Origin of the sequence: Yoonia sp. SS1-5, from assembly GCF_038443705.2 — a bacterium.
Taxonomy (GTDB): domain Bacteria; phylum Pseudomonadota; class Alphaproteobacteria; order Rhodobacterales; family Rhodobacteraceae; genus Yoonia; species Yoonia rhodophyticola.
In genome coordinates, this window is sequence record NZ_CP151767.2 from 1,351,908 (window position 1) to 1,377,665 (window position 25,758).

The window sequence follows — 25,758 nt, forward strand, 5'->3', positions numbered from 1 at the left end:
GGCGCAATCCCGGCGTTTGGATCACTCGGCGGCGACGCCAGCGGTGAACTGCAGGCGGGCCAGCCGGGCGTAAAGCCCCCCTTGCGCAACCAATGCGTCATGCGTGCCCTGCGCGACGATCTTGCCCGCATCAAAGACGACAATCCGGTCGGCCTGCTTCACCGTTGCCAGCCGGTGCGCCACAATCAGGGTTGTGCGATTGCGGGCCAGGTTTTCGACCGCCTGTTGCACGGCCTGCTCACTTTCGGCGTCCAATGCGCTTGTGGCCTCGTCCAGCAACAGGATCGGCGCATCGCGCAGGATCGCACGGGCAATGGCGATCCGTTGCTTTTGGCCGCCCGACAACATGACCCCACGCTCGCCTACATAGCTGTCATAGCCATCCGGCAGCGCCATCAGGAAATCATGCGCGGCGGCGGCCTTGGCTGCGGCCTCGACCTCGGCATCTGTGGCGGTTGGCCGACCAAACCGAATATTCTCGCGCGCGGTATCTGCAAAGATCACCGGGTCCTGCGGGACAAGTGCGATCTGCTCGCGAAATGCCGACCGGTTCAAGTCACGCAGATCAATACCGTCAAGCCGGACCGCCCCCTTTTGCGGATCGTAGAAACGCAACATCAATTGAATGATGGTTGTCTTGCCCGCCCCCGATGGACCAACAAGGGCAACCGTCTCGCCCGGTGCAATAGTCAGGTCAATATGGTCAAGCGCCGAAATGCCCGGACGCGACGGGTAGCTGAATTGAACATTGTCAAAGCTGATGGCCCCTTCGATTGTGGGCATGGCCCGCGCGGTTTCGGGATCCAGCACGGTGTCGCTGGCGGTCAGCAATTCGACCAATCGCTCTGTCGCGCCGGCGGCGCGCTGCAACTCGCCCCATATTTCCGTCAGTGCGGCCAGCGCCCCTGCCACCATGATCGTGTAGATCATGAACTGAACCAGTTCACCTTCGGTGATTTCGCCACCGCGCACGTCTGTCGCACCCATCCACAAGAACCCCACAACGCCCGAAAACGCCATGAAGATCACAATCGCCGTCAGCAGTGCCCGGGTGATGATCCGGCGATGCGCGGCAACAAAGCTCTGCTCGGTGACGTCGCCGAATTTCGCCCGGCTCAGTGTTTCGTGCGAAAAGGCCTGCACTGTCTGGGCGGCCAAAAGCTGTTCGGACGCGTCACCACTGGATTCCGCAATCAGATCCTGATTCTTCTTCGACAGGTTCCGCACCCGCCGCCCCAGCAGAATGATCGGCAAAACAACGACCGGGATCGGCCACAGGACCATCGCTGACATTTTCAACGAGGTGATCAGCATCAGGGCGATGCCCCCAAAAAAGATCAGGACATTGCGCAGCGCCACCGAAACCGAGCTGCCGATCACCGAAAGGATCAGGGTCGTGTCGGTTGTGATCCGGCTAAGCACCTCACCGGTCATGATCTTTTCATAAAAGGCCGGGCTCATCCCGATCATCCGGTCAAAAACCGCCTTGCGGATATCTGCGACAACCCGTTCGCCCAACCGCGTCACCAGATAATAGCGCATCGCCGTTCCAACGGCCAAGAGACCTGCAATCCCGATGGCCGCCAGAAAGTAGTTTTGCAGAATACTGCCATCGGCCGCATCAAAATTGTCGATCACCCGGCGCGCGGCCAGCGGCAGCACAAGCGACACCGCAGCCGTCAGCACAAGCGCGCTGAGCGCCGCGATCATGATGCCCCGATAGGGTCTGACAAAAGGCCAAAGCGCCTTCAGCGCGCCGATCTGCTTTGAGGCGGCCCGATCTTCGGGGGATTGTCGTTGTGGGTCAGCCATTGCCGTCTCGTCTGTTGTCTGTCGGTGACATAAAACCGGGGCGGCAGATTAACAAGGCGACCAATCGCCTATCACATATGCAAAAATGTATGGAAATCGGATGGAGCGGGCGACGGGAATCGAACCCGTATCATCAGCTTGGAAGGCTGAGGTCTTACCATTACACAACGCCCGCGCGCTGCCTTGGATTATGTCACACGCTTCTGGGCGTCAACAAGAGATAGACAAAAAGAAACGCGCCACAGTTGAACTGCGGCGCGCCTGCGATCTGTAGATCATGCTTACTTCATAGTGATCCGGCCATCCTTATAGGGTGTGAACGGGCTGTTTGCCGCGATGAATTCCGCCGTCACATCTGCAAGGTCCGGACCGAAATCATAGGCATTGGCCGCATCCTTGAACATGTCATAGCCGTCACCGCCGTTACGCACGTAGTTGTTTGACACAACGCCATATGTCGCGGCCAGATCAAGTGGCGCATCGCCGATCTTGATGTCCGAGACACGCGATCCGGCCTCGGCGGCGGGATCAACCGTAAAGGTCATGCCCGCAACTTGGGGGAAACGACCGGCGCCCTCTTCGATCTGGCTGACACCGTTTTCCAGCGCGGCAAGGATCTTGTCGCCGGTCACTTCGAATGTGGACAGGGTGTTCTGGAACGGAAGCACGGTCAGCACCTCGCCCATCGTCACCTCACCGGCATCAATGGATGCGCGAATACCGCCGCCATTCTGAATGGCGATCTGGATCCCCTGATCCTTGACCCGTTCAAGCATCGCATCCGCGATCAGGCTTCCCATCGCACATTCCTGACTGCGGCATTCTTCGCGCACGCCAACAATTTCCGTGGCTGTTTCGGCAACCACCTTGTTGCGGATTTCTTCCAGCGGTTGGGCCAGTTCGGCGATCCGCGATACCACGGCTTCGTCCTCGGTCACGCCGCCATCAATCAGGATCGGGGCGCCCGAGGCTTCGGTGATCACACCCTCATCGTCAAAGGTGATATTCAGCTCGCCCAGATATTTGCCATATGCATAGGCCTGAACGACAGCCGTATCACCAACCATGGTGGGATAGGGCCCTTCGGAGCCATCCATGTCGCCAAGCAGCGAGTTCGAGTGCCCGCCCACAATCACATCAACACCAGTGGTGTTTTCGGCAACCATCTTGTCGACCGCATAGCTGGAATGGGACAACACGACGATCTTGTTGACCCCTTCGGCCGTCAGCTTGTCAACTTCACCCTGCACGGCGGTTGACGGATCACTGAAGGTGATGTTGTCACCCGGCGCGGCCAGCTCATCCGTATCTTCCGGGGTTAGCCCGATCAGGCCGATTTTTTCGCCGCCCCGCTCGATGATTGTCGATTTCATCAGCACATCGGCCAGCAACGGTTCGGCGGACACATCCGCATTGGACATCAGAACCGGAAAATCGACCGCATCCATGAACCCGCGCAGAACCTCTGGCCCGTCATCGAATTCATGGTTCCCGACCGTCATGCCATCATAACCCAGCTGGTTCATGAATTCGGCCGCCATCGCACCTTTGTAATAGGTATAGAACAACGTGCCCTGAAACTGGTCGCCGCCATCAACAAGGATCGCGTTATTGGACCGGGCGCGCGCCTCATTCACGGCCGTGATCAGGCGGGCGGTACCGCCAAAACACTCACCCGCGTCATTGTCTTCAGCCGAGCAAGGGCCGTCAAAGCGGCTGATCGGCTCGAACCGCGCGTGAAAGTCATTCGTATGCAGAATCGTCAGCGTATAGTCCGCCGCCGCTGCACCAGCCGTCAGTGCCAATGCGCAAGTTGATGTAAGAATACGTGAAAGCATGGTTGATCCCCAAGGTTGTTATGGACCCAGCTTGGCGCTGCTTCAGGGCAGAGTCAAACCGCTTGCCAAGACCTGAATCGGTGCCAAAACCCCCGCCGCTGCCCGACTTCATTATTGCCGTCAAATACTTGACCCCACCCGCCCTTCGGGCCATGACCGCGGACATGTTGATTTACAAAATTTTCCGGTCCGCCGAATGGGCTGACATGCAGGCAAATGGTGAAACAAAAGGCGCCCCGATTGATGTCGCGGACGGCTATGTCCACTTTTCAACGGCGCAGACGGTCAGGGAAACCGCCGCCCTGCATTTCGCGGGCGAAGGCGATTTGATCTTGCTGGCGGTCGAGGCCGATGGCCTTGATGCGCTCAAATGGGAAGCATCGCGGGGTGGCACCCTCTTTCCGCATCTATATCGCAATCTGCGGATGGCCGATGTCGCATGGGACGCGCCCTTGCCCTTGGTTGATGGCACCCACCAGTTTCCGGACCTTGCATGAGACTGGTTGAGCAACTGGGGCTTCGCGCATTGCGGCAGCTTGACCCCGAACGCGCCCACGGCATCGCGCTATCGCTGCTGAATGCCGGGCTTGGTCCACGTGGCGGGCCAAAGACCAGTTCACGGCTATCAACGACAATTGCAGGCATTGCCATTCCCAATCCGGTCGGTCTTGCGGCAGGTTTTGACAAAAACGCAACTGCGCTGAATGCGCTTGCCAAAACAGGGTTCGGCTTTCTGGAAGTCGGCGCAGCGACCCCCTGGCCCCAACCGGGCAACCCCAAGCCGCGCTTGTTTCGACTGACGCAGGACCAGGCCGCAATCAACCGCTTTGGGTTCAACAATGATGGGATGGATGCAATTGCAGCCCGGCTGGCCGCGCGACCAAAAGGGCCGGTGATCGGGCTGAACCTTGGGGCCAACAAGGACAGTGCGGACAAGGCAGACGATTTTGCCCGCGTGCTGACCAGATGCGGCCCGCATGTTGATTTTGCGACGGTGAACGTCTCGTCCCCCAATACCGAAAAGCTGCGCGATCTGCAGGGCAAGGCGGCGCTTGGCGCGTTGCTGGACGGGGTGATGGATGCGCGCGCTGCCCTTGCACACCCTATCCCAGTCTTCCTGAAGATCGCGCCGGATCTTGAGGGGGATGCCCTAGCGGAAATCGCCGATGTCGCCAACAGTACCGGCGTTGCAGCGATTGTCGCAACCAATACGACACTGGATCGCACCGGCCTGCAGGCACCACAGGCCGCAGAGGTGGGCGGGCTGTCCGGGCAGCCGCTTTTTGAAAAATCAACGCGGGTGGTAGCCCAGCTTTCCACCCTAACAGAGCTGCCGATTATCGGGGTCGGCGGGGTCGGCAGTGCCGAACAGGCCTATGCCAAGATCCGGGCCGGCGCATCCGCTATCCAGCTTTATACAGCGCTGGTGTATGGTGGCATGTCCCTTGTCGATGACATCACACACGGTCTTGAGGAACGGCTGGCCGAGGATGGATTTGCCAATATTGCCGATGCTGTCGGATCAGGACGGGCTGACTGGCTTTGAGGCCGCCGCCTCCAGCCCCGGATACTGCCACGCCAATGTGGCCCCCCGCACCACAAAACTGACCAGCAATCCCAACCAAAGTCCGTGATTGCCAAAGACCGCCATCAGCGGCAGCACGGCGACAAAATAGATGATCGTCGAGACGATCATCATGTTGCGCATATCCCTGGTCCGGGTTGCCCCGATGAATATCCCGTCAAACATCCATGCGGCAACGCCCACGATTGGTGCCGCAACCATGTAAGGCAGATAGACCCCTGCGGCCTGCTGCACATCCGGGTTTTTTGCCATCAGCGCGACGATAGTCGGACCAAACAACGCAAAGCACAGCGCCAGCACCACACCGATGACCGCACCCCAGAAACTGGTCAACACCGATGCGCGGCGCAACGCCCGGACCGATTTTGCGCCCATGGCATTGCCGACCAGCGCCTCTGCCGCCACGGCAAAACCATCCATCGCGTAGGCCGTCACACTTAGAAACTGCAAAAGAATATGATTGGCAGCCAGTTGCACATCGCCAAATCTGGCCCCGAAGAACAAAAAGCTGACGAAGATGGCCTGCAGCAGGACCGAGCGGATCAGGATATCCGTGTTGACCAGCGCCATGTTGATCAGTCTTTCGCGATCAAAAACGCGCGCCCAGTCGCGCCAGGCCGAAACGCCAAACGCATCCCGACACAGCCAAAGCCCCAGGATCAGCCCCGACCACTCGGCGATGAATGTGGCCCAGGCCACACCGGGGACGCCCCAGCCAAGATGCAGGACAAAGACGATGTCCAGAACGATATTGGTCCCGTTCATCAATAGCTGTATCGCGAAAACCCCGCGGGTCCGCCCCTGCCCGATCAGCCAGCCGGTAATGCCGTAAAGCGCAATCATTGCAGGCGCAGACCACACCCGGATCGCCATATATTGTCGCGCAAGGCCCTCAACCTCCGGGCTGGCGGGCGACACCACAAAAGCCCCGGCAAACAGCAGGCCTTGCAAACCGATGATACAGATGCCCGCAACACTGCCGATCATCAGGGAACGGGTCAGTAATGCGGCAACTTCGGCCTCGCGCCCTGCCCCGCTTGCCTGCGCCGTCAGCCCCGACGTCCCCATCCGCAGAAAACCGAATATCCAGTAGATTGCCGTCAGGATGATCGCCCCGATCCCGACCGCACCAATTGGGGCGGCCTCGCCGATCTGTCCAACAACAGCTGTGTCCACGACCCCCAGGATCGGAACGGTTGCATTGGAAAGGACGATCGGCAGCGCGATGGCAAGGACCCGGCTGTGGGTCAGCGCGTCAGCCATCCCGTTGCGGCATCAGGAAATGTCCGGTGGCCTGCGCAAACAGCCGGTCGCGATTATCCTGCCAGGCTTCGACATGCACCGACCCATAGCGCCGGCCCGAGCGGTTGATCCGCGCCCGCGCATAGGCGTCACGCGGCAAACCGGACCTCAGATAGTCAACCGTGAAATCAATCGTCTTGGGAAAAACGACGCGCGGCAGATCATCCACAACCTTGCCGCTTTCCATATCTTCCCAGACCATGGCCCAGCTCAATTCGATGATCGCCGTGACTTCCAGAAAGGCCGCAGTGACGCCGCCATGCAGCGCGGGCAATAGCGGATTGCCGATAAGGTCGTCCTTGAATGGCAGGATCGCGGTCAATTCATCCCCGCGCCGGTCGATATGTATCCCCAGAAACTGAATATAGGGCACACCCGCGACAAGTTTGCCCAACATCGCGTCACGACGCTGTTTGACCACCTGCACGGGTTCGGGTTTGCGGCTCATGTGCGCGGCCTTTCAAGTGTGAACGCGCCAGTGGCCGCAGCCACGGGGCGATCAGTCTCGCTATCGGTTGCAACCGCCCGGACAAAAGCGACCGAACGGGTGACATGATAACATTCCGCCCGCGCGGTAATGGCATCACCGGGTTTGGCCGGTCGCATGTAGTCAATCCGCAGATCAAGGGTCGCCGTCCCCATCGGCGCAGAAGGATGCGACATCACAGCCGCCCCACCGCAAGTGTCCATCAGGGCCGAAACCGCGCCGCCATGAATGACACCGGTTTCAGGATCGCCAATCAATCGCGAATCGTAGGGCATGCCGATACAGGCCATGCCGTCGCCAATCTCGCTCAGTTTCATGCCCAGCGCACGCGCATGGGGGATGGCCTCTATGAACTGGCGCGCAATCTTTTCGCGCCTGGCTTTGTTATCGTCGGACATGTGGTCATCCTATCGGCCATTTCCGTTGCGCAATGTGTCATGTGGGGATGTAAGCGCAAGGTCTTTGTCGGGTTTTTGCGACCAACAAAAGCTTGAACCAGGCGCCGTTGCCCCGCCCAAAACTTGCCGCTAGGCTGTCGTCGAGGGAGAACGCAATGCCGGAAAAACGCCTGTCATTCAAAGAAATGTGCGCCGCCTATGACGTGACGCCACGCACATTGCGCTATTATGAATATATCGAGTTGCTGACGCCCGAAAAGGAAGGCCGTTCGCGGTTCTACGGCCCCAAGGAACTTGCACGCATGACCCTGATCTTGCGCGGGCGCCGTTTTGGTTTTGCGCTGGAAGATATTCGGCAATGGCTTTTGATCTACGAAAAGGAAGGGACCGAGGCGCAGATGCGCGAATGGGTGACCCTTGCGGACAAGCAAATGGCAGAGCTGGCCGAACAGAAAGTGCAGCTGGAAAACACCATGGAAGAATTGCAGCGGCTGCGCGATGAAACCGCAGCCACCCTTGGCTAGGGGTCACGCCGCATTCACCACCCGTCACAAGCCTGTGCGTCTGGCGCGAGATGTCGCCATATGTTGGGTGCCTCTCGGATGCGAGGTCCCGCCAGAAATGCCTTCCAATGATGCCCCATCATCCTATAAATAAGGGTTACGGGGAAAAATCCGGATTTCTTCCCTCTTAGAAAATTGCGTGTAACGCCCCCCGATCTTTGCTGACCTTTCGTCAACCTGCTTGTGACGCCACGTTACGTTTACGTTAACGTCAGCATTGCTTGTAAGGTGGGTCCTGACTTCGCAAGTGGGCGTCATTCGACACTCACAAGGATTAATGAAATGACAACGGACTTGATGAACATACGAGAGATGTGTGACGCCTTTAATGTCACGCCACGCACCCTGCGCTTTTACGAAGCCAAGGAGCTGATATTCCCGATCCGCGAAGGTCAAAAACGCCTGTTCACGAAACGGGATCGCGCCCGGTTAAAGCTGATCCTGCGCGGCAAGCGCTTTGGTTTCAGCCTCGAGGAAATTCGCCAGCTGCTTGATCTTTATCACATGGATGATGGTCAGGAAGCACAACTGTCGAAATCATACGAACTGGCGCAGAACCATCTGGCCGATATGGAAGCACAAAAAGCCGAGCTTGAGCAGGCCATCGCCGAGCTGAAAGAGCAAATGGCTTGGGGTGCAACCAAACTCGCCAATATGAGCAAACACAAATCTGTCGCGGCATAATCTGCCGCGACCCCCACTCACGCCCCGAGGAGACCGCCCATGCCGATCTACACCGCACCAACAAAAGACATCCAGTTCGTCCTGCATGACCTGCTGCGCGTCAGCGAGCAGGATATCGAGGGCTTTGAAGATCTGGATCGGGACTTCACAGGTGCGGTTATCGAAGAGGCCGGGCGGATCGCATCAGAGGTTCTGCATCCGCTGAACGTCGTTGGCGATACCGAAGGCTGCGTGATGGAAAACGGCGTCGTCCGGACCCCGACCGGTTTCAAGGACGCCTTTGCACAGATGAAAGACGGCGGCTGGACCGCGATGGATTGCGACCCGGAATATGGTGGTCAGGGTCTGCCCTACATCATGCACACGGCGGCGCAGGAACCGTTTGTGTCGTCGAACATGGCGTTCAACATGTATCAGGGCCTGACCCACGGCGCCTATTCGGCGATCTATGCGCACGGATCCGACGAACAAAAGCAGAAATACCTGCCCAAGATGGTCTCATGCGAATGGACCGGCACCATGAACCTGACCGAACCGCATTGCGGCACTGATCTGGGCCTGATGCGTACCAAGGCGGTGCCAAATGGCGACGGGTCTTACAAGATCTCGGGTCAGAAAATCTTTATCTCGGCCGGTGAACATGACATGGCCGACAACATCATCCACCTCGTTCTTGCCAAAATTCAGGGCGGCCCCGAGGGGATTAAAGGCGTGTCCTTGTTCATTGTCCCGAAATTCATGGTCAATGATGACGGCTCGCTTGGCGCCCGCAACGGTGTCGCCTGCGGCAAGATCGAAGAGAAAATGGGCATTCACGGCAACTCGACCTGCGTGATGAACTATGACGATGCCACCGGCTATCTGATTGGTGAAGAACACAAAGGCATGCGCGCCATGTTCACCATGATGAACGAGGCCCGTCTGGGCGTGGGTCTTCAGGGCTATGCGCAGGCGGAAAGCGCGTATCAGAACGCGGTGGCCTACGCCAATGACCGGCTGCAGGGCCGCGACGTGACCGGTGCAAAAAACCCCGATGGTCCCGCCGACCCGCTGATCGTGCATCCCGATATCCGCCGCAACCTGATGGATCAGAAATCCTTTGTCGAAGGTGCGCGCGCCTTTACCTATTGGGGCGCCTACCTGATCGACCGGGCGCACAAGAACAGCGATGAAGATGCGGACGGGCTGATTTCGCTGATGACCCCTGTCATCAAGGGCTTCCTCACCGACAAAGGCTTTGAATATGCCACGGCGGCCCAGCAGGTCTATGGCGGGCACGGCTATATCGAAGAATGGGGCATGTCCCAATATGCCCGCGACGCCCGGATCGCCATGATCTACGAAGGCGCCAACGGCATTCAGGCGCTTGATCTGGTAGGCCGCAAGCTTGCCCAGGATGGCGGCAAGCATGTCATGGCGTTCTTCGAGATGATCAAGACCTTCATCAAGGAAAACGAAGGCAACGAAGCCCTCAGGACCGATTTCCTCGACCCGCTGAAAGCGGCCTCAAAGGATCTGCAGGCCGCGGGCATGTATTTCATGCAGAACGGCATGAAGAACCCCAACAATGCTTTGTCCGGATCCTATGACTTCATGCATATGATGGGGCATGTCTGCCTTGGGCTGATGTGGGCACGCATGGCCAAGGCCGCGATGGAAGCGCTGGAAAGCGGTGCATCTGACACCGCATTCTACGAGACCAAGATTGCGACCGGCCGCTACTATATGGCCCGCCAATTGCCTGCCACATCCATGCATCTGTCCCGGATCAACACGGGTGCCGATACTGTGATGGCGCTGGACGCAGCAAACTTCTAAGCTGACCCCGGGGCGCGAGACTCGCGCCCCTTACCGACGCCGTACTGCGTCTCTGACCCGGGTTGGGAGGCCTGCACTCATGTCCATGAAATTACACTGTTTTGGCGAAAGCGGCCACTCTTACAAGGCGGCGCTCAGCCTGACCCTGGCCGATCAGGAATGGGAGCCGGTCTTCGTTGATTTTTTCAACGGCGGCACGCGGACGCCCGCCTATCTGGAACTGAATGTCATGGGCGAAGCCCCCGTTCTGGAAGACGGTGATACGGTACTGACCCAATCAGGTGTCATTCAGGACTATATCAGCTCGAAATCGGGTAAGCTGGGCGGCAAATCCGCAGCGGAACGGCGCGAGGTTCTGCGCTGGCTGTTCTATGACAACCACAAAGTGTCCAGTATCGCAGGGCCGCTGCGGTTCATCATGAACTTTCTGCCCGAAGAAAAGCGCAATGCGGATGTCATTGCCTTTCTGTCGGGGCGGCTGGCCGGTGCGTTGAAAGTCATGGATGCCCATCTGGACGGGCGCAACTGGCTTGCCGGTGAAGAGCTGACAATCGCTGACATCGCCTGCTGCAGCTATCTCTACTACCCCGAAGATTTCAATTTCGACCGCAAGGCCTATCCCAATATCGACCGTTGGCTGGATGCCATTGCCGCCCAACCCGGTTGGAAACACCCCTATGATTTGATGCCCGGCTCCCCAGCGGACCGGGCTTAACGGAGGACCCCATGACCGAAGCCTATATCTATGACACCGTGCGTACCCCGCGCGGCAAGGGCCGCAAGGACGGCAGCCTGCACGAGGTGACCTCTGCCCGCCTGTCCGCCGGCGTTCTGAACGCCTTGAAAGAGCGGAATAATCTGGAAGGGCATGCTGTCGAGGATGTGATCTGGGGCAACGTCACCCAGGTCGGCGAACAGGGTGGGTGCCTTGCGCGCACTGCGGTGCTCGCCTCTGACCTTGACGAAAGCATCCCCGGACTGGCAATCAACCGCTTTTGCGCCTCTGGGATGGAGGCGGTGAACCTTGCCGCAAATCAGGTCAAGGGCGGCGCCGGTTCGGCCTATATCGCCGGTGGGGTCGAAATGATGGGCCGGGTGCCGATGGGGTCAGACGGGGCTGCAATTGCGGTCGATCCGTCCATCGCGATGGATACTTATTTTGTGCCGCAAGGGATCTCGGCCGATATCATCGCCACCGAATACGGTTTCAGCCGCGATGCGGCCGACCAATTGGCGGTCAAAAGTCAGCAACGTGCGGCCACCGCATGGGAAGAAGGCAGATTTGCCAATTCCATCGTCGCTGTAAAGGATATCAACGGCCTGCCGATCCTTGCGCACGACGAATACATGCGCCCCCAGACCGATATGCAGTCGCTTGGCGCGCTGAACCCCGCGTTTCAGGCGATGGGCGAGGTCATGCCCGGCTTCGACAAGGTCGCATTAATGAAATACCCGCATCTGGAACGGATCAACCATATTCACCACGCCGGGAATTCATCCGGCATCGTGGATGGGGCCGCCGGGGTCCTGATTGCCAACAAGGCATGGGGCGAAGCGCACGGGATCAAACCGCGCGCGCGGATCAAGGCAACGGCCAAGATCGGCACCGACCCAACGATCATGCTGACCGGCCCAGTCCCCGTGACCGAAAAGATCATGGCCGACAGCGGCATGCAAATCAGCGATATCGACCTGTTCGAGGTGAATGAGGCCTTTGCATCCGTTGTGATGCGTTTCATGCAGGCCTTTGACGTTGACGACAGCGTGGTCAACGTCAATGGCGGTTCCATCGCGATGGGTCACCCGCTGGGTGCGACCGGCGCAATCATCATCGGAACCCTGCTGGACGAGTTGGAGCGCACCGGCAAGGGCACAGGTCTTGCCACGCTTTGTATCGCCTCGGGCATGGGTGCCGCGACGATCATCGAAAGGCTGTGACACGGCGTGACGGGACCCGACGATGCGGAAGCCAAGCGGATATATCAGGAACTGCTCGACAAGATCGGGCAATCCTATTTTGATGCAGATTTCGCATATTTCCGCGATGTCATCCACGTCCCGCACACGCTGCATTCGCAAGGCCAGACCGTGCATGTCGACACAGATGAAGACCTGCGCGCCGGGTTCAACAAGTTCCGCTCTTATCTGGCGGGCATCGGCGTGACCGAGTTCATCCGCACATGCGAGGATGCGATGTTTCTCAATGAGCAGCAGATCATTGGCGAACATACCTCGCACCTGCTGCGCAACGGCGTCTGGAGCCGCGAACCCTACAACGTCCGGTCAATGCTTCGCCGCACCGACGGGCGCTGGCAAGTCTGCTCGTCGGAAAACGCCCTGCCCGACAGCGCCTGGCAAATCATGGCCATGGCCCCGCGCAGTGCCAAAACAAAAATCGCCCGTGCTGCGGGCATACGCAAACAGAACTCCAAAACAGGAGAGTCAAATGACTGATTTCACCATGACCACGGACGCCGATGGCGTCGCAACCATCGTCTGGGACACCGTCGGAAAATCCATGAACGTGATGAGCCGCGATTCCATGGGGCTGCTCAGTGATCTGCTGGACAGCGCCCTGGCCGACGAGGCCGTCAAAGGCATTATCATCACCTCGGGCAAGGACAGCTTTGCAGGTGGGATGGACCTGAACGTTCTGGCCAGCATCCGTGACGAAAGCGGCGACAACCCGGCGCAGGGCCTGTTTGATTTCACCATGAACGGCCATCACATGCTGCGCAAACTGGAGCGCGCGGGCATGGACCCAAAGACCAACAAGGGTGGCAAGCCGATTGCCGCAGCCCTTCCCGGCACGGCCCTTGGTATCGGATTGGAGGTCCCGCTTGCCTGCCACCGCATCTTTGCCGCCGACAACCCCAAAGCCAAGATCGGCCTGCCAGAGATCATGGTCGGCATCTTCCCCGGTGCAGGCGGCACAACCCGTCTGGTCCGCAAACTGGGTGCCATGGCCGCCTCGCCCTTGCTGCTGGAAGGCAAGCTGAACAACCCGCAAAAAGCCAAGGCCGCGGGCGTGATTGACGAGGTCGTCCCCGCAGACGAATTGCTTGCAAAAGCCAAGGAATGGGTTCTGTCAGAGCCGAAAATCGTCAAGCCATGGGACGAAAAGGGCTACAAGATGCCCGGCGGCGCGCCCTACCATCCTGCGGGTTTCATGACCTATGTTGGGGCCTCGGCCATGGTGAATGGCAAGACCCAGGGCGTCTATCCGGCCGCCAAGGCCCTGCTTTCGGCGGTATATGAAGGTGCGCTTGTCCCGTTTGACCAGGCGCTCAAGATCGAGGCACGCTGGTTTACCCATATCCTGATGAACCCGTCCTCATCCGCGATGATCCGCAGTCTGTTCATCAACAAAGAAGCGCTTGAAAAAGGCGCGAACCGGCCAGAGGCGCCGGATCAGAAGGTCAAACAGGTCGGCGTGATCGGTGCAGGCATGATGGGGGCCGGTATCGCGCTGGTCTCTGCGCTTGCAGGGATCAAGGTTGTCTTGATCGACAGCACGCAAGAGGCGGCCGACAAGGGCAAATCCTACACCACCGCCTATATGGACAAGGGTATTTCCCGCAAGAAAGCGACCGAGGAAAAGAAAGCCGCAGTTCTGGACCTGATCAATGCAACGACAGACTATGATGCATTGAAGGGCTGCGACCTGATCATCGAGGCCGTGTTCGAAGATGTCGGCGTCAAGGCCGATGTCACAGCCAAGGTGCAAGCGGTCACCGGCCCGGACTGCATCTTTGCGACCAATACCTCGACCCTGCCGATCACCGAATTGGCCAAGGCCGCCGCGGATCCTGAGAAATTCATCGGCATTCACTTCTTCTCGCCCGTCGACAAGATGCTGCTGGTGGAAATCATCAAGGGCAAGCAGACCGGCCCGGTCGCTGTGGCGAAAGCGCTCGACTATGTGCGCCAGATTCGCAAGACGCCGATTGTGGTCAATGACGAACGTTTCTTCTACGCCAACCGCTGCATCATCCCCTATATCAACGAAGGGATCCGGATGGTGAAGGAAGGCGTCGCACCGGCATTGATCGAAAACGCGGCCAAGCTGGTGGGGATGCCATTGGGGCCGCTGCAACTGACCGACGAGACGTCGATTGATCTAGGCGTCAAGATTGCCAAAGCAACAAAGGCGGCGATGGGCGATGCCTACCCGAATGCCGAAGTTGACGACGTTCTGTTCTGGATGTTTGACGAGGGCCGCCTCGGGCGGAAATCAAACGCGGGCTTTTATGCCTATGATGACAAGGGCAAGCGGCAGGGTCTGTGGGATGCGTTGGGCGCCCGCTATCCCGTTGCTGGTGCGCAGCCGGATCTGATCACCGTGCAGCATCGCCTGCTATTTGCGCAGGTTCTCGAAGCGGTACGCGCTCTGGAAGAAGGTGTTCTGGAAGATATCCGCGAAGGTGACGTCGGCGCCATACTGGGATGGGGTTTCGCCCCATGGTCCGGCGGGCCGTTCAGCTGGCTGGATATCATCGGGGCGCCTTATGCCGCCGAACGGTGTGATCAGCTGACCGAACAGTTTGGCGAACGGTTCAAGACCCCCGATCTGCTGCGCGAGATGGCCGACAAGGGGCAGTCTTTCTACAAGCGTTTCGGCGCTGACGCGAAAGCGGCCTGATACACAACCCGGCGCATCCCGATCCTTCGGGATGCGTCCAGCGGGGGGCTGTCTTTCAAGCCCACTTGCCTTCTGCTGCCATTCTCCGCTCTTATGCATTTATTGCATCGGGGAGGATTGCATCATGGACGAAACGGGCTTGGACAAATGTGCGGCGAATTTCGTCCCGCTGACCCCACTTTCCCATCTTCAGCGTGCAGCAAGCATTTTCGCGACGCGCGAGGCGCTTGTCTATGGCAATCAGCGCCTGACTTATGCGGACTATCATAGGCGGGTGACGCAGCTGGCCTCGGCGCTTAACAAAGCCGGGGTTGGCAAGGGCGATGTTGTCGCCACGATCCTGCCTAATATCCCGGCCCAGTCCGAGGCCGCCTTTGCGGTGCCTGCCTGCGGTGCGATACTCAATACGATCAACACGCGACTTGACGTTGATACGGTGGCCTACATCCTTGCGCATGGCGAGGCGAAAGTCGTGTTGGTCGATAGTCAGTTTCTGCCAATGACCATGGACGCCATCGACCAGATGGATGCGCCCGCCCCGATGATTATCGAAGTGCCCGATGATGTGGCGGGCATCAAAGGCATCGGCACCCAGCAGGATTACGAGGATTTCCTGCAAACCGGCGACCCGCAATATCGCTGGGTGATGCCAGATGACGAGTGGGACAGCCTTGCGCTGAACTACACCTCTGGCACGACGGGGCGTCCGAAAGGTGTCGTCTACCATCACCGGGGCGCTTATCTGATGACAATGGGCACGCCGATCAGTTGGGAACTGCCGCTATTTCTGCGCTATCTGCAGATCGTTCCGCTGTTTCACTGCAATGGCTGGAACCACACGTGGATGCTGCCAGCGCTTGGCGGCACCGCAATTTGTTGCCGCGATATTTCGGCTGGCGCAATCTATGACGCGATTGCCGATAAGGGGGTGACCCATTTCGGCGGTGCACCCATTGTCCTGAACATGATCGTCAATGCCAAGGATGACATGCGCCGCGATTTCGACCACGTGGTCGAGGTTTTCACCGCCGGTGCGCCGCCTGCGCCTGCCACCCTTTCCGCAATCGGGAAACTGGGGTTCAACATCAAACAGGTCTACGGATTGACCGAAACATATGGCCATGTCACCGAATGCATCTGGCAGGCCGAATACGCCACCCTGCCCGAGCAGGATCAAGCCGCCATCAAGGCCCAGCAAGGTGTCGCCATGCCGATGATGGAGGACGTCACCGTCGTTGATGACCAGATGACGCAAGTCCCCCGCGATGGCACGACCCAGGGCGAAATCGTGATGCGTGGCAATTCGGTGATGAAAGGATATCTGAAAAACCCGGAAGCGACCGCAGAGGCCTTTGCCGGTGGTTATTTCCACTCGGAAGATTTGGCCATCCAGCACGAAAACGGCGCGATCCAGATTTCGGACCGGGCCAAGGATATCATCATCTCGGGGGGCGAAAACATCAGCTCGGTCGAGGTTGAGGGCGCGTTGATGCACCACCCTGCCGTCAATCTATGCGCCGTGGTCGCAAAACCCGATGACAAGTGGGGCGAGGTCCCCTGTGCCTTCATTGAACTCAAGGAAGGTGCGGCCGCAACCGAGCCCGAGATCATCAGCTTTACCCGCGAAAGGCTGGCCGGGTTCAAGACACCCAAGACAGTTGTGTTTCAAGAGCTGCCCAAAACCTCGACCGGCAAGATCCAGAAGTTCGAATTGCGCAGCCTGGCCAAAAAGATGTGACGCAGCAGGTGCTTACATAACGTGACACAGCCGCAACGCATCATAGATCGCCGCATGCGTGTTGCGCGATGCAACCGCGTCACCAATCCGGAAAAGCTGGAAACAACCGTCCGGATTGGTCACGATGGTCTGTGGCTGCCCGGCGATGAACGCCGCCTGATCCACCGCCCCGCCATTTGACGCCTGATCGCGCAAGGCAAAGTAAAGATCATCAAGCGGCATGGTCCCGTAATTGACCACGACCTGATCATAGGATTTCTCGGTCTGCAGATCACTGTAATCCGTGCCGATTATTGCCGTCAGCTTGTTGCCATCCTGCCGGACGGATAATAGCCGCCGCGCCACTGTGAAAAGGGCGTCATGCGCCTGAAGCGAGCGCATGTAAGGGACAAGGTTCATGGCCATGACCTCTGGCGCAAAGCTGCGATCTGGCGTCATGACCTCAACCTGTGCGCCGGCTGCGGCTGCGACGTCGGCCGCTTGCAAGGCAGGGTGGTCGCCGGCTTCGTCATAAATCAGGATACTGCCCGCCGGTTTCACATCGCCTGCGATGATATCCCACGCGCTGATCACATGCGCGGCCTCGTGGGGCTGTTCAAGCAATGTCAGGTTGGGCACACCGCCGGTGGCGATAATGACAATATCGGGGTTCAAGGCGGTGACATCACTGACCTCTGCATAGGTGTTGAAATGGAAGGTGACACCATGGGCCGCGCATTGTGCGACGCGCCAATCGACAATGCCGATCATTTCGCGGCGTCTGGGTGATTGTGCGGTCAGCCGTATTTGCCCGCCGGGTTGGTCGGCCGCCTCGAAAACCGTCACCTTATGACCACGCGCGGCACAGACCCTTGCGGCTTCCAGCCCGCCCGGCCCGGCACCGACAATCACAATTGCCTTGCCCCCGCTGCCCCGTTGCACGATCTGCGGCAATGACAGCTCGCGCCCTGTTGCCGGATTATGCAGGCACAGGGCCTCGCCGCCCTGATATATCCGATCAAGGCAGTAGTTCGCCCCGACACATGGCCGGATATCATCCTCGCGCCCTTCTGTGATCTTTTGCACGATATGGGGATCCGCGATATGCGCGCGCGTCATCCCGACCATATCCAGCAGCCCCGCGCTGATCGCATGACGGGCCGTCGCGACATCAGGAATGCGCGCGGCGTGAAATGTGGGCAAACCGGTTGCGGCCCGAACGGACCCCGCAAAATCCAGATGCGGTGCAGATGTCATGCCCTGAATAGGGATCACATCGGTCATATCCGGGTCGGTTGATACACGGCCCCGAATGACGTTGAGAAAATCAAGCTGCCCGCTTGCCTTGAAGATTTCCGCCATTTGCAAACCGGTCTGCGGGTCGATCCCGCCCGGCTTGGTTTCATCGGCCGTATAGCGCAGACCAACAATGAAATCCGGCCCCACACGTTTGCGTACGGCATCGATAATGGCCATCCCGAAACGCATCCGGTTTTCCAGTGATCCGGCCCCATATGGCCCGTCCAGCGTATTGGTCAGCGGCGACCAGAACTGATCAATCAGATGTCCGTACCCCTCGATCTCGACACCGTCCATGCCGCCCTCTTTCATCCGCTCGGCGGCATCCGCGAAATCCGCAATGACGCGGGTGATATCCCAATCCTCCATCACCTTGGGAAAGGCCCGATGGGCGGGTTCGCGGTGCGGTCCGGATGAGAGCGATGGCAGCCAATCCCCCTTGTTCCAGCCGGTCCGGCGGCCCAGATGTGTCAGCTGGATCATGGCCGCACATCCATGTTCGTGGCAGGCATCCGTCAATCGCGTGATCCACGGCACCACATCATCGCGGTAAGCCAGAATATTGTTGAACGATGGAGGACTGTCTTTTGATACGGATGCGGACCCGGCCGTCATTGTCAGGGCAACGCCCCCCTTGGCCCGCTCGGCGTGATAGGCGATGTAGCGATCCTTGGGCATACCGTCTTCGGGATAGGCTGGTTCGTGACTTGTGGTCATGATCCGATTGCGCAAGGTCAAATGCTTCAGCTGATAGGGTTCAAGCAGCGGGTCATTGGACATCGGCACGGCTCCATATCTGGTGATCTCATCTGGGACCGGCGTCGCGGGGCCGGTCAAGTCTGTTTCCGACATGACAAGCCCGCCCTGGCGCGATACGTTGCAGCAAAAAGGGCAGTACGGGGCAATGACAGCACTTGATCAATATGTTCGGCTGGAAAGCGGCGGCATTTGGCGTGCGGGCCCGGATGCGCAACGGCGCGACGTGGTGATTTCCTTCGGGGATGCCACATTGGTGATCTCTGACAAGGCGGGCCGCCCGCTGACCCATTGGTCATTGCCCGCAATCATCCGCCAGAACCCCGATGAGCTGCCTGCGATATACACCCCCGACTATGCCGCGCAGGAAGCCGTTGAGATTGCCGATGAAACGATGATTGCCGCCATCGCGCAGGTACACGAGGTTCTGGAAAAGGACCGGCCAAAACCGGGCAAGTTACGCCATTGGATGATCGGTGGGTCCGTGCTGGCGGCATTGCTGCTTGCGATCTTCTGGCTGCCCGGCGCCCTGATGCGCCAGACTTTGGCGGTCGTCCCCTTTCCACAAAGAACAGAGATCGGGGCTGCGATCCTGGGACATATGCAGGGCGAAACCGGGGCCGCCTGTCGGGACCCACGCGGCGCGGTCGCGGCCGAAGCCCTTGCAACCCGCCTTTTCGGCCCCGAGACCGTGACACGTATCGTGGTTGTCCCACAATTGGCGCAGGGTGCAGTGGCGCTACCCGGTGGGCTGATATTGCTGGATCACGGTGTCATCAGGGGAACCGACGATCCTGCCGTTGCGGCGGGCCACGTCCTTGCAGCCCATGCCGCAGCAATCCGGACGGACCCGTTGGAAACGGTTTTGCGTCAGGCCGGGCTGCGCACAACATTCCGCTTGCTGACCACCGGCGATATTCCGGCCGATGCATTACGCGCCAGTGCTGATGCCACGGTGGCCGCGGCGTGGTCTGACGACCTGCCCACACAGCTATCGGCATCCTTTGCGCAGGCAAATGTGCCAAGCGGACCTTATGCTGGCACCACAGGCGCCGACCTGATCGAGACCTCATCAGCAGATCAAAGCTTTCGCGAAATCCTCAGCGACGGTGACTGGGTCAGCCTGCAGAATATTTGTAACAGCTAGCTTATTTTGTGCCGAACATCCGGTCACCGGCGTCGCCAAGACCCGGCACGATATACCCGTTTTCGTTCAGGTGGCTGTCAATCGCAGCGGTGACAATCGGCACGTCGGGATGGGCCTCTTTCATCCGGGCGATGCCTTCGGGTGCTGCCAACAGGCACAAGAACCGAATATTGGTCGCACCCGCCTCCTTCAGCAGATCAATCGCGGCAACCGATGAATTGCCGGTCGCAAGCATCGGATCAACCGCAATCACCAACCGATCTGCAAGCTCGGTTGGTACTTTGAAGTAATATTGCACCGGCTTGAGCGTTTCTTCGTCGCGGTACAGACCAACAAAGCCCACACGCGCCGACGGGATCAGTTCCAGCACACCATCAAGCAAGCCGTTGCCCGCACGCAGGATCGACACAAGCGCCAGCTTTTTGCCGTCAATCACCGGCGCATCCATCGGCTCTAGCGGGGTATCAATGCGTTTGGTGGTCATCGGCAGACCGCCGGTGACCTCATAGGCCAGCAATTGACTGATCTCGCGCAGCAACTGGCGGAACACGGCGGTGGATGTATCCTTCTGTCGCATCAGGGTCAGTTTATGCTGCACCAGCGGGTGGGTGACGTGGGTGACGTGATCGGTCATGCGGGGGTCTCCAGACGTTTGGCAACGCGCGCTCTTGTTGCATCATCACAGAATGCGGCGGCGAGAGCGGTTTGATTGATTGCCGCAAAATCCGCTTCGCCCCAACCGAATGTGCGGGCAAGCATGTTGTATTCATCGCTCATGGTTGTGTGGAAAAATGGCGGATCATCGGTTGAGACTGTCACCGGAACGCCCGCGTCGCGCAGTTTGACGATGGGATGCTGCGCCCAGCCGGGGACGGCGTTCAAAACGACGTTCGAGCCGGGGCAAACCTCTAGCACGATCTCTTTCTCGGCGATTTCACTGACCAGCGCGGGGTCTTCGATTGCCCCAATCCCATGGCCGACACGCGCAACCTTGAGATGGGTCAGCGTTTCGGCAACCATCGACGGCCCGCCCCATTCGCCCGCATGGCAGGTCAGCGGCATGCCAGCCTCGCGGGCCATGTCAAAACTGTAGGTGTAGTCAGCGGGGCGGCCCACCATCTCGCCCCCGGCCATGCCGTATCCGGTGATGAAATCGCCAAAGGTCTCAATCGCGCATTTGGCGGCCGGTGTGCAGGCCTCGGGGCCGAAATGACGAATGCCCGTCACAATCCCGCGCAGGGTGATGCCAAACTTTGCCTCGGCCTCGGTTGCGGCGTCCTGCATGGCGGCCACATAGTCGCGCCAGGCGGCCAGATCACCACCGCCGCAAAAATCCGGGGATACAAACGTTTCCATGTAAACGACGCCATGGCGTGCGGTTTCCTCTAACACGGCGAGAGTCAGCCTGCGGAAATCCTCGGGCGTTTGCAAAACTGTACAGGCGGCTTCGTAGACCTGCAGGAAATGGTCAAAATCGCGGAAGGCGTACCCGCCGTCAGCGGTGAAAATACCGCTGATGTCGATCTTCTTTTCCTGTGACAGGCCACGGATGAAACTGGGCGGCGCGCAGCCTTCCAGATGGGTATGCAGTTCGATTTTGGGAACTGATTGAAAGCTCATATGAAACTGTGTCCTTCGCCAGAATATGGCACGTTCAAATGGTCGGCGACCGATGCCGCCACATCCGCAAAGGCCAGATGGCCCAGCGCCCGCGAACCCAGCCCATGCACCAGGACGGGAACCCGTTCTCTGGTATGGTCCGTGCCGGGCCATGTGGGGTCATTGCCATGATCCGCCGTGATGATCAACAGATCATCAGCGCGCAACCGGGTCAGGATCGAGGCCAACGCCTGATCAAACCAGTGCAGATGGCCCGCATAACCCGCCGGGTCGCGGCGATGGCCAAATTCACTGTCAAACTCCACCAGATTGGCAAAGACAAACGCGCCGTCCACCGCCTCGTCCACCAGATCGCTGATGTGGTCCATCAACACCGCATCGCCGCCCTTGCGCAGGTCATCAATCCCGCGCATCGAGAAGATGTCGCCTATTTTGCCAACGGCATAGACGCGGCGCCCCGCCCGCTGCACCTGATCGCAGAGTGTCGGCTTTGGCGGGGCAATCGCAAAATCGCGGCGGTTGCCGGTGCGTTGAAAGCTGCCCGGCTCGCCGACAAAGGGCCGTGCGATGACGCGCCCGACTTTCATGCCGTGCAAAAGCGGCGCGACCTCGGCGCACATGTCATGCAGCCTGTTCAGGCCAAAATGCGTCTCATGGGCCGCAATCTGCACCACGGAATCCGCTGATGTGTAGCAGATTGGCCAGCCGGTTTTCAGATGGGCGGCCCCGTATTCGGCGATCACCGCCGTGCCGGAGGCATGGCAATTGGCAAGCGTATCGTCTGTTTTTGCAGCTGCGCGCAGCGCCTGCATCACCGCTGCCGGAAAGGCCGGGACCTCTTCGGGGAACACATGCCAGTCCCACGGCACCGGCACGCCAGCCAGTTCCCAATGCCCCGATGGGGTGTCTTTGCCCGGCGATACCTCTGTTGCGGCACCCCAGGCGCCGCGTGGTTGCGCGCCAAGGCCACGTGGCATTGCACCGGCCGCAAGCTGCGCTGCCGCCCCCAGGCCAAGCCCGTCAAGCGTCGGCAGCTTCAGGTCGACGGTGCCGGCGATATGTCCCAATGTGTTGGCGCCGGTATCCGGCAAATCCCCGTTGAAGAACTGATCGGCATCCGGCGCACCGCCGATCCCAACGCTGTCAATCACGATCAGAAAAGCGCGCGGCATTCAGGTGATCCTTTCAACGATAAGCGGGGTTTCAGGCGCTCCGGCATCCGACAACGTAACGGCGGCCTGAACCGCCACTGCGGCGGCTTCGGCGGTATCCTCGCTGCGGGCATGGATTGTGCATAGGGGATCGCCCTTTTGCAGCACGGCGCCAAGGGGCTGCATATCTGTCAGCCCGACAGCCGGATCAACGCGGTCGGTCTCGACCCGGCGACCACCGCCCAGACGGACAACAACCATACCCAAAGCCTCGCCATCAATGCCGGTGATCGTACCCGATGCGGGGGCTGTGACAGCGCCAATCACAGGGGCAGTTGGCAGATGCGTGCGCCAATCCTCGGCCATGTCTGGGGGGCCACCAAGCGCCGCAACCATCGCGGCAAATGCCGCCAACGCCCGGCCGGATGTCAGCGCCGCGTCCAGCTTGGCCGCCCCGTCCGGCACACCATGCACGTCTAATAGCTGGGCGCCAAGGGCGATGCTGAGATCGGCGAGACGCGGCGCGGCGGCGCGATTGCCGCAAAGCACCTCCATGCAGATGGCGACCTCAACCGCATTGCCCAGCGCGGGGGCCAGCGGTTGGTTCATATCCGTGATCAGCGCAGCCGTCTTGCAACCCGCCCCGTTGGCGGCATCAACAAGCGCCTTGGCGAGGGCTGTCGCCTCTGCGCGCGTTTTCATAAACGCACCAGAGCCGAGTTTGACATCCAGTATCAGCCCTTCAAGACCGGCGGCGAGTTTCTTGGACAAAATTGATGCGGTGATAAGGTCAACACTATCAACCGTCGCGGTGACATCACGAATGGCATAAAGCCGTTTGTCGGCGGGGGCAATCAGGCCCGTCGCACCGACGATGGCGCAGCCATGCGCAGCCACGATCTGCCGCATCTTAGTGATGGGGACGTCCGTGCGCAGGCCGGGGATCGCCTCAAGCTTGTCCAGCGTACCGCCCGTATGCCCCAGGCCGCGCCCTGAAATCATCGGCACATAGACCCCGCAAGCGGCCAGCATCGGCGCAAGCAGCAGCGATACGCAATCGCCGACCCCGCCTGTGGAATGCTTGTCCAGCACCGGACCCGGCAAATCCCATTCCAGCACATCGCCACTGTCACGCATACCCGTGGTCAGCGCCACACGCCCCGCATCATCCAGCCCTTTCAGACAAACAGCCATGGCAAAGGCACCGGCCTGCGCATCACTGACCCGCCCGTCCGCCAGGCCTGCGGCAAACCAACGAAGCGCTTCGGGTGTGGGCGCGCGTCCGCGCCGGACATCGGCAATGATGCTATGGGCGTCCAAGCTCAGACCTTGCTCATGTGATCGCTATCAAAACTGCCGGGCAATAATGCCCCGACGGTGGTGCGTTCCTCGGTCCCCGTCGTCGTCGCCATGGTCAGCGGGACGTCGCCGGCCGCAAATTCCGCAAGCTTCTGGCGGCAGCCACCGCAGGGCGTGACGGGTTTGGGGCTGTCGGCAATCACCGCCACTTCGACGATTTCCGTTTCACCCGCAGCAATCATAGCGGCAATGGCGCCTGCCTCGGCGCAGGTGCCCTCGGGGTAGGCCACGTTTTCAACGTTACACCCGACATAGACCTTGCCCGAGGCTGTGCGCAGTGCAGCGCCAACCTTGAACTTTGAATAGGGTGCGTAGGCATTTTCGCGAACCGTTCTGGCCGCCTTGATCAACGACATTCCCATCTCCATCTTGTTCTGCCAAGACTGTGCCGCCGACCCGTTGGATGCAAGACCTGATCGGGCCCCGTGGGTCAGATCCTAGTGCAGCGCCGTCGCGAACTTGCCGGGTAGCGCGACTTCCAAAAGTGACAGATCGGCGCTGGGATCAGCATAGCAGGTCCGCATGCCCGGTGGGATGACAAAGGCATCGCCTGCGGTCAGCAATTGGGCGGACCCGTCATCGCCCTGCAAGGTCATGCGCCCCTCCATCACGAATGTGAAATGGATATCGGCGTCATGTGCGGCCCAGACAGGCGCACCGGCACCGGTATCGGGCCGCAATACCTGCACACCGGCCACAAATTGCGTGTTCTGGCCAATGGTTGTGTCCCGACAGGTGTATCCGGGCAATCGGGCAGGCACCCAAACCGCATCCTTGGCGCAGTTATGCACAAATTTCTGCCCCTGCCATTCCCGATCGGGGCGCAAATGCGCGGTTGGCAGCACCATGTCATGATCAATCTCGGTGACATGCTCGGCCGGCACGCCGATCTCGATCACCTCAATCCCGTCAGAGGCTTCCAAGACACGGTGCCTGATCTCGGGCGGCTGGATAAAACAATCACCCGCCGTCAGCCGAATAGGTGGGCCCTGATCTTCGTAAACCACGTCGACCCAGCCGCGATAACAGAAAATCAGTTGAAACCCGACCTTGTGAAAATGGACCATATCCGGCACCGGTCCGCCATCGGGGATCCGGATATGGCTGGCGATAATCGACCCGCCCAGCCGGTTGGGGATCAGATCGCGATATTCCATCCCCGCGCGCCCGATCACCCAAGGCGCCTGATCGGCCAAACGGCGCACCACAAACGCATGCTCGGTCTGTGGCAGAACAAGTGGTGGGTTCAGTGGTGCAACCGTGACACGGGTGCCGCCCGGGGCCGTCATTGTGGTCCGCCCTTCAGCAAAATCCGCATCATCGGTCAGAATACGCAAATGGCCGGGCGTGGCTGTTCCCTGTTCCAGCCGGACCCGCACGCCATGGCCGGAATAGACCGCAACGCTGGGATCATCTGCGGGGTAAATCATGTCCAGCCGCATGCCCAATGTGTTACCAAAGAACGCAAGATCCGCGCGAAGATCGCTGGTTGGCATGCAGATTTCGGCCAGGATTTTGTCAGTGTTTTTCATGGATCGCACAGTGTTCACAGCAAGAAGGATTTGCAAGCCTGCGAAAAC

General features: G+C 59.5%; 23 protein-coding genes and 1 tRNA gene. 11 read left to right on the forward strand and 13 right to left on the reverse strand.

The window, feature by feature from the left end:
• Positions 1-21: 21 nt before the first annotated feature.
• The 3 genes from AABB31_RS08355 to AABB31_RS08365 all read right to left on the reverse strand — a co-directional run bounded on the left by AABB31_RS08355 (position 22) and on the right by AABB31_RS08365 (position 3,650).
• Positions 22-1,812, reverse strand: a complete 1,791-nt coding sequence (locus AABB31_RS08355) for an ABC transporter transmembrane domain-containing protein (RefSeq protein WP_373635625.1) — start codon at positions 1,810-1,812, stop codon at positions 22-24.
• Positions 1,813-1,913: 101 nt separating this feature from the next.
• Positions 1,914-1,987 (reverse strand) — tRNA-Gly (locus AABB31_RS08360).
• Between the two features lie 106 nt (positions 1,988-2,093).
• Positions 2,094-3,650, reverse strand: coding sequence for a bifunctional UDP-sugar hydrolase/5'-nucleotidase (locus tag AABB31_RS08365; protein WP_373635626.1), 1,557 nt, complete (start codon positions 3,648-3,650; stop codon positions 2,094-2,096).
• Between the two features lie 164 nt (positions 3,651-3,814).
• Here AABB31_RS08365 and AABB31_RS08370 point away from each other — a divergent pair, with 164 nt between their 5' ends.
• A complete protein-coding gene (locus tag AABB31_RS08370) occupies positions 3,815-4,147 on the forward strand; it encodes a DUF952 domain-containing protein (protein WP_342078573.1) in 333 nt (110 codons plus the stop codon).
• Entirely contained in the window at positions 4,144-5,196 is a 1,053-nt protein-coding gene (locus tag AABB31_RS08375; RefSeq protein ID WP_342078572.1) for a quinone-dependent dihydroorotate dehydrogenase, read from the forward strand. Before AABB31_RS08370 ends, AABB31_RS08375 begins: the two co-directional genes overlap by 4 nt.
• Here the strand turns inward: AABB31_RS08375 and AABB31_RS08380 are convergent.
• From AABB31_RS08380 to AABB31_RS08390, 3 genes are read right to left on the reverse strand one after another with little or no spacing between them, the layout of a single operon-like run.
• Positions 5,173-6,498, reverse strand: a complete 1,326-nt coding sequence (locus tag AABB31_RS08380) for an MATE family efflux transporter (RefSeq protein ID WP_342078571.1) — start codon at positions 6,496-6,498, stop codon at positions 5,173-5,175. The genes AABB31_RS08375 and AABB31_RS08380 overlap by 24 nt on opposite strands.
• Positions 6,491-6,985, reverse strand: coding sequence for a PaaI family thioesterase (locus tag AABB31_RS08385; RefSeq protein WP_342078570.1), 495 nt, complete (start codon positions 6,983-6,985; stop codon positions 6,491-6,493). The genes AABB31_RS08380 and AABB31_RS08385 overlap by 8 nt, the downstream gene beginning before the upstream one ends.
• Positions 6,982-7,422, reverse strand: coding sequence for a PaaI family thioesterase (locus AABB31_RS08390; protein WP_342078569.1), 441 nt, complete (start codon positions 7,420-7,422; stop codon positions 6,982-6,984). The genes AABB31_RS08385 and AABB31_RS08390 overlap by 4 nt, the downstream gene beginning before the upstream one ends.
• 155 nt (positions 7,423-7,577) lie before the next feature.
• Between AABB31_RS08390 and AABB31_RS08395 the strand changes: the two genes are divergently transcribed.
• The 8 genes from AABB31_RS08395 to AABB31_RS08430 all read left to right on the forward strand — a co-directional run bounded on the left by AABB31_RS08395 (position 7,578) and on the right by AABB31_RS08430 (position 16,867).
• Positions 7,578-7,946: a MerR family DNA-binding transcriptional regulator gene (locus AABB31_RS08395; RefSeq protein WP_342078568.1), complete on the forward strand. Its 369-nt coding sequence runs from the start codon at positions 7,578-7,580 to the stop codon at positions 7,944-7,946.
• A 321-nt stretch (positions 7,947-8,267) separates the two neighbouring features.
• Positions 8,268-8,669 (forward strand): MerR family DNA-binding transcriptional regulator, encoded by a 402-nt coding sequence (locus AABB31_RS08400; RefSeq protein WP_342078567.1) that lies wholly within the window; start codon positions 8,268-8,270, stop codon positions 8,667-8,669.
• 39 nt (positions 8,670-8,708) lie between these two features.
• Positions 8,709-10,487, forward strand: coding sequence for an acyl-CoA dehydrogenase C-terminal domain-containing protein (locus AABB31_RS08405; RefSeq protein WP_342078566.1), 1,779 nt, complete (start codon positions 8,709-8,711; stop codon positions 10,485-10,487).
• A gap of 85 nt (positions 10,488-10,572) precedes the next feature.
• On the forward strand, positions 10,573-11,202 hold the full coding sequence (locus AABB31_RS08410; protein WP_342078565.1) for a glutathione S-transferase family protein: 630 nt from the start codon (positions 10,573-10,575) through the stop codon (positions 11,200-11,202).
• Between the two features lie 11 nt (positions 11,203-11,213).
• Positions 11,214-12,425 carry an acetyl-CoA C-acetyltransferase gene (locus AABB31_RS08415; protein ID WP_342078564.1) on the forward strand — a complete coding sequence of 404 codons (1,212 nt, stop codon included), beginning with the start codon at positions 11,214-11,216 and terminating at the stop codon, positions 12,423-12,425.
• Positions 12,426-12,431: 6 nt separating this feature from the next.
• Positions 12,432-12,941 (forward strand): hypothetical protein, encoded by a 510-nt coding sequence (locus AABB31_RS08420; protein ID WP_342078563.1) that lies wholly within the window; start codon positions 12,432-12,434, stop codon positions 12,939-12,941.
• A complete protein-coding gene (locus AABB31_RS08425) occupies positions 12,934-15,129 on the forward strand; it encodes a 3-hydroxyacyl-CoA dehydrogenase NAD-binding domain-containing protein (RefSeq protein ID WP_342078562.1) in 2,196 nt (731 codons plus the stop codon). Before AABB31_RS08420 ends, AABB31_RS08425 begins: the two co-directional genes overlap by 8 nt.
• Before the next feature lie 124 nt (positions 15,130-15,253).
• Positions 15,254-16,867, forward strand: a complete 1,614-nt coding sequence (locus tag AABB31_RS08430; protein WP_342078561.1) for an AMP-binding protein — start codon at positions 15,254-15,256, stop codon at positions 16,865-16,867.
• 12 nt (positions 16,868-16,879) lie between these two features.
• Here the strand turns inward: AABB31_RS08430 and AABB31_RS08435 are convergent, their stop codons facing one another.
• Entirely contained in the window at positions 16,880-18,925 is a 2,046-nt protein-coding gene (locus AABB31_RS08435) for an NADH:flavin oxidoreductase (protein WP_342078865.1), read from the reverse strand.
• Between the two features lie 70 nt (positions 18,926-18,995).
• Here AABB31_RS08435 and AABB31_RS08440 point away from each other — a divergent pair, with 70 nt between their 5' ends.
• Positions 18,996-20,048 (forward strand): hypothetical protein, encoded by a 1,053-nt coding sequence (locus tag AABB31_RS08440; protein ID WP_373635627.1) that lies wholly within the window; start codon positions 18,996-18,998, stop codon positions 20,046-20,048.
• Position 20,049: 1 nt separating this feature from the next.
• Here AABB31_RS08440 and upp read toward each other — a convergent pair whose 3' ends face one another.
• The 6 genes from upp to AABB31_RS08470 all read right to left on the reverse strand — a co-directional run bounded on the left by upp (position 20,050) and on the right by AABB31_RS08470 (position 25,710).
• Entirely contained in the window at positions 20,050-20,682 is a 633-nt protein-coding gene (gene upp, locus AABB31_RS08445; protein ID WP_342078558.1) for a uracil phosphoribosyltransferase, read from the reverse strand.
• Complete coding sequence (locus AABB31_RS08450; RefSeq protein ID WP_342078557.1) at positions 20,679-21,668, reverse strand: adenosine deaminase; 990 nt, start codon at positions 21,666-21,668, stop codon at positions 20,679-20,681. The genes upp and AABB31_RS08450 overlap by 4 nt, the downstream gene beginning before the upstream one ends.
• Positions 21,665-22,840, reverse strand: a complete 1,176-nt coding sequence (locus AABB31_RS08455; protein WP_373635628.1) for a phosphopentomutase — start codon at positions 22,838-22,840, stop codon at positions 21,665-21,667. The genes AABB31_RS08450 and AABB31_RS08455 overlap by 4 nt, the downstream gene beginning before the upstream one ends.
• Positions 22,841-24,139: a thymidine phosphorylase gene (locus tag AABB31_RS08460; protein WP_342078555.1), complete on the reverse strand. Its 1,299-nt coding sequence runs from the start codon at positions 24,137-24,139 to the stop codon at positions 22,841-22,843.
• 2 nt (positions 24,140-24,141) lie between these two features.
• On the reverse strand, positions 24,142-24,546 hold the full coding sequence (locus AABB31_RS08465; RefSeq protein ID WP_373635629.1) for a cytidine deaminase: 405 nt from the start codon (positions 24,544-24,546) through the stop codon (positions 24,142-24,144).
• Between the two features lie 69 nt (positions 24,547-24,615).
• A complete protein-coding gene (locus AABB31_RS08470) occupies positions 24,616-25,710 on the reverse strand; it encodes a cupin domain-containing protein (RefSeq protein WP_342078554.1) in 1,095 nt (364 codons plus the stop codon).
• Positions 25,711-25,758: the final 48 nt, after the last annotated feature.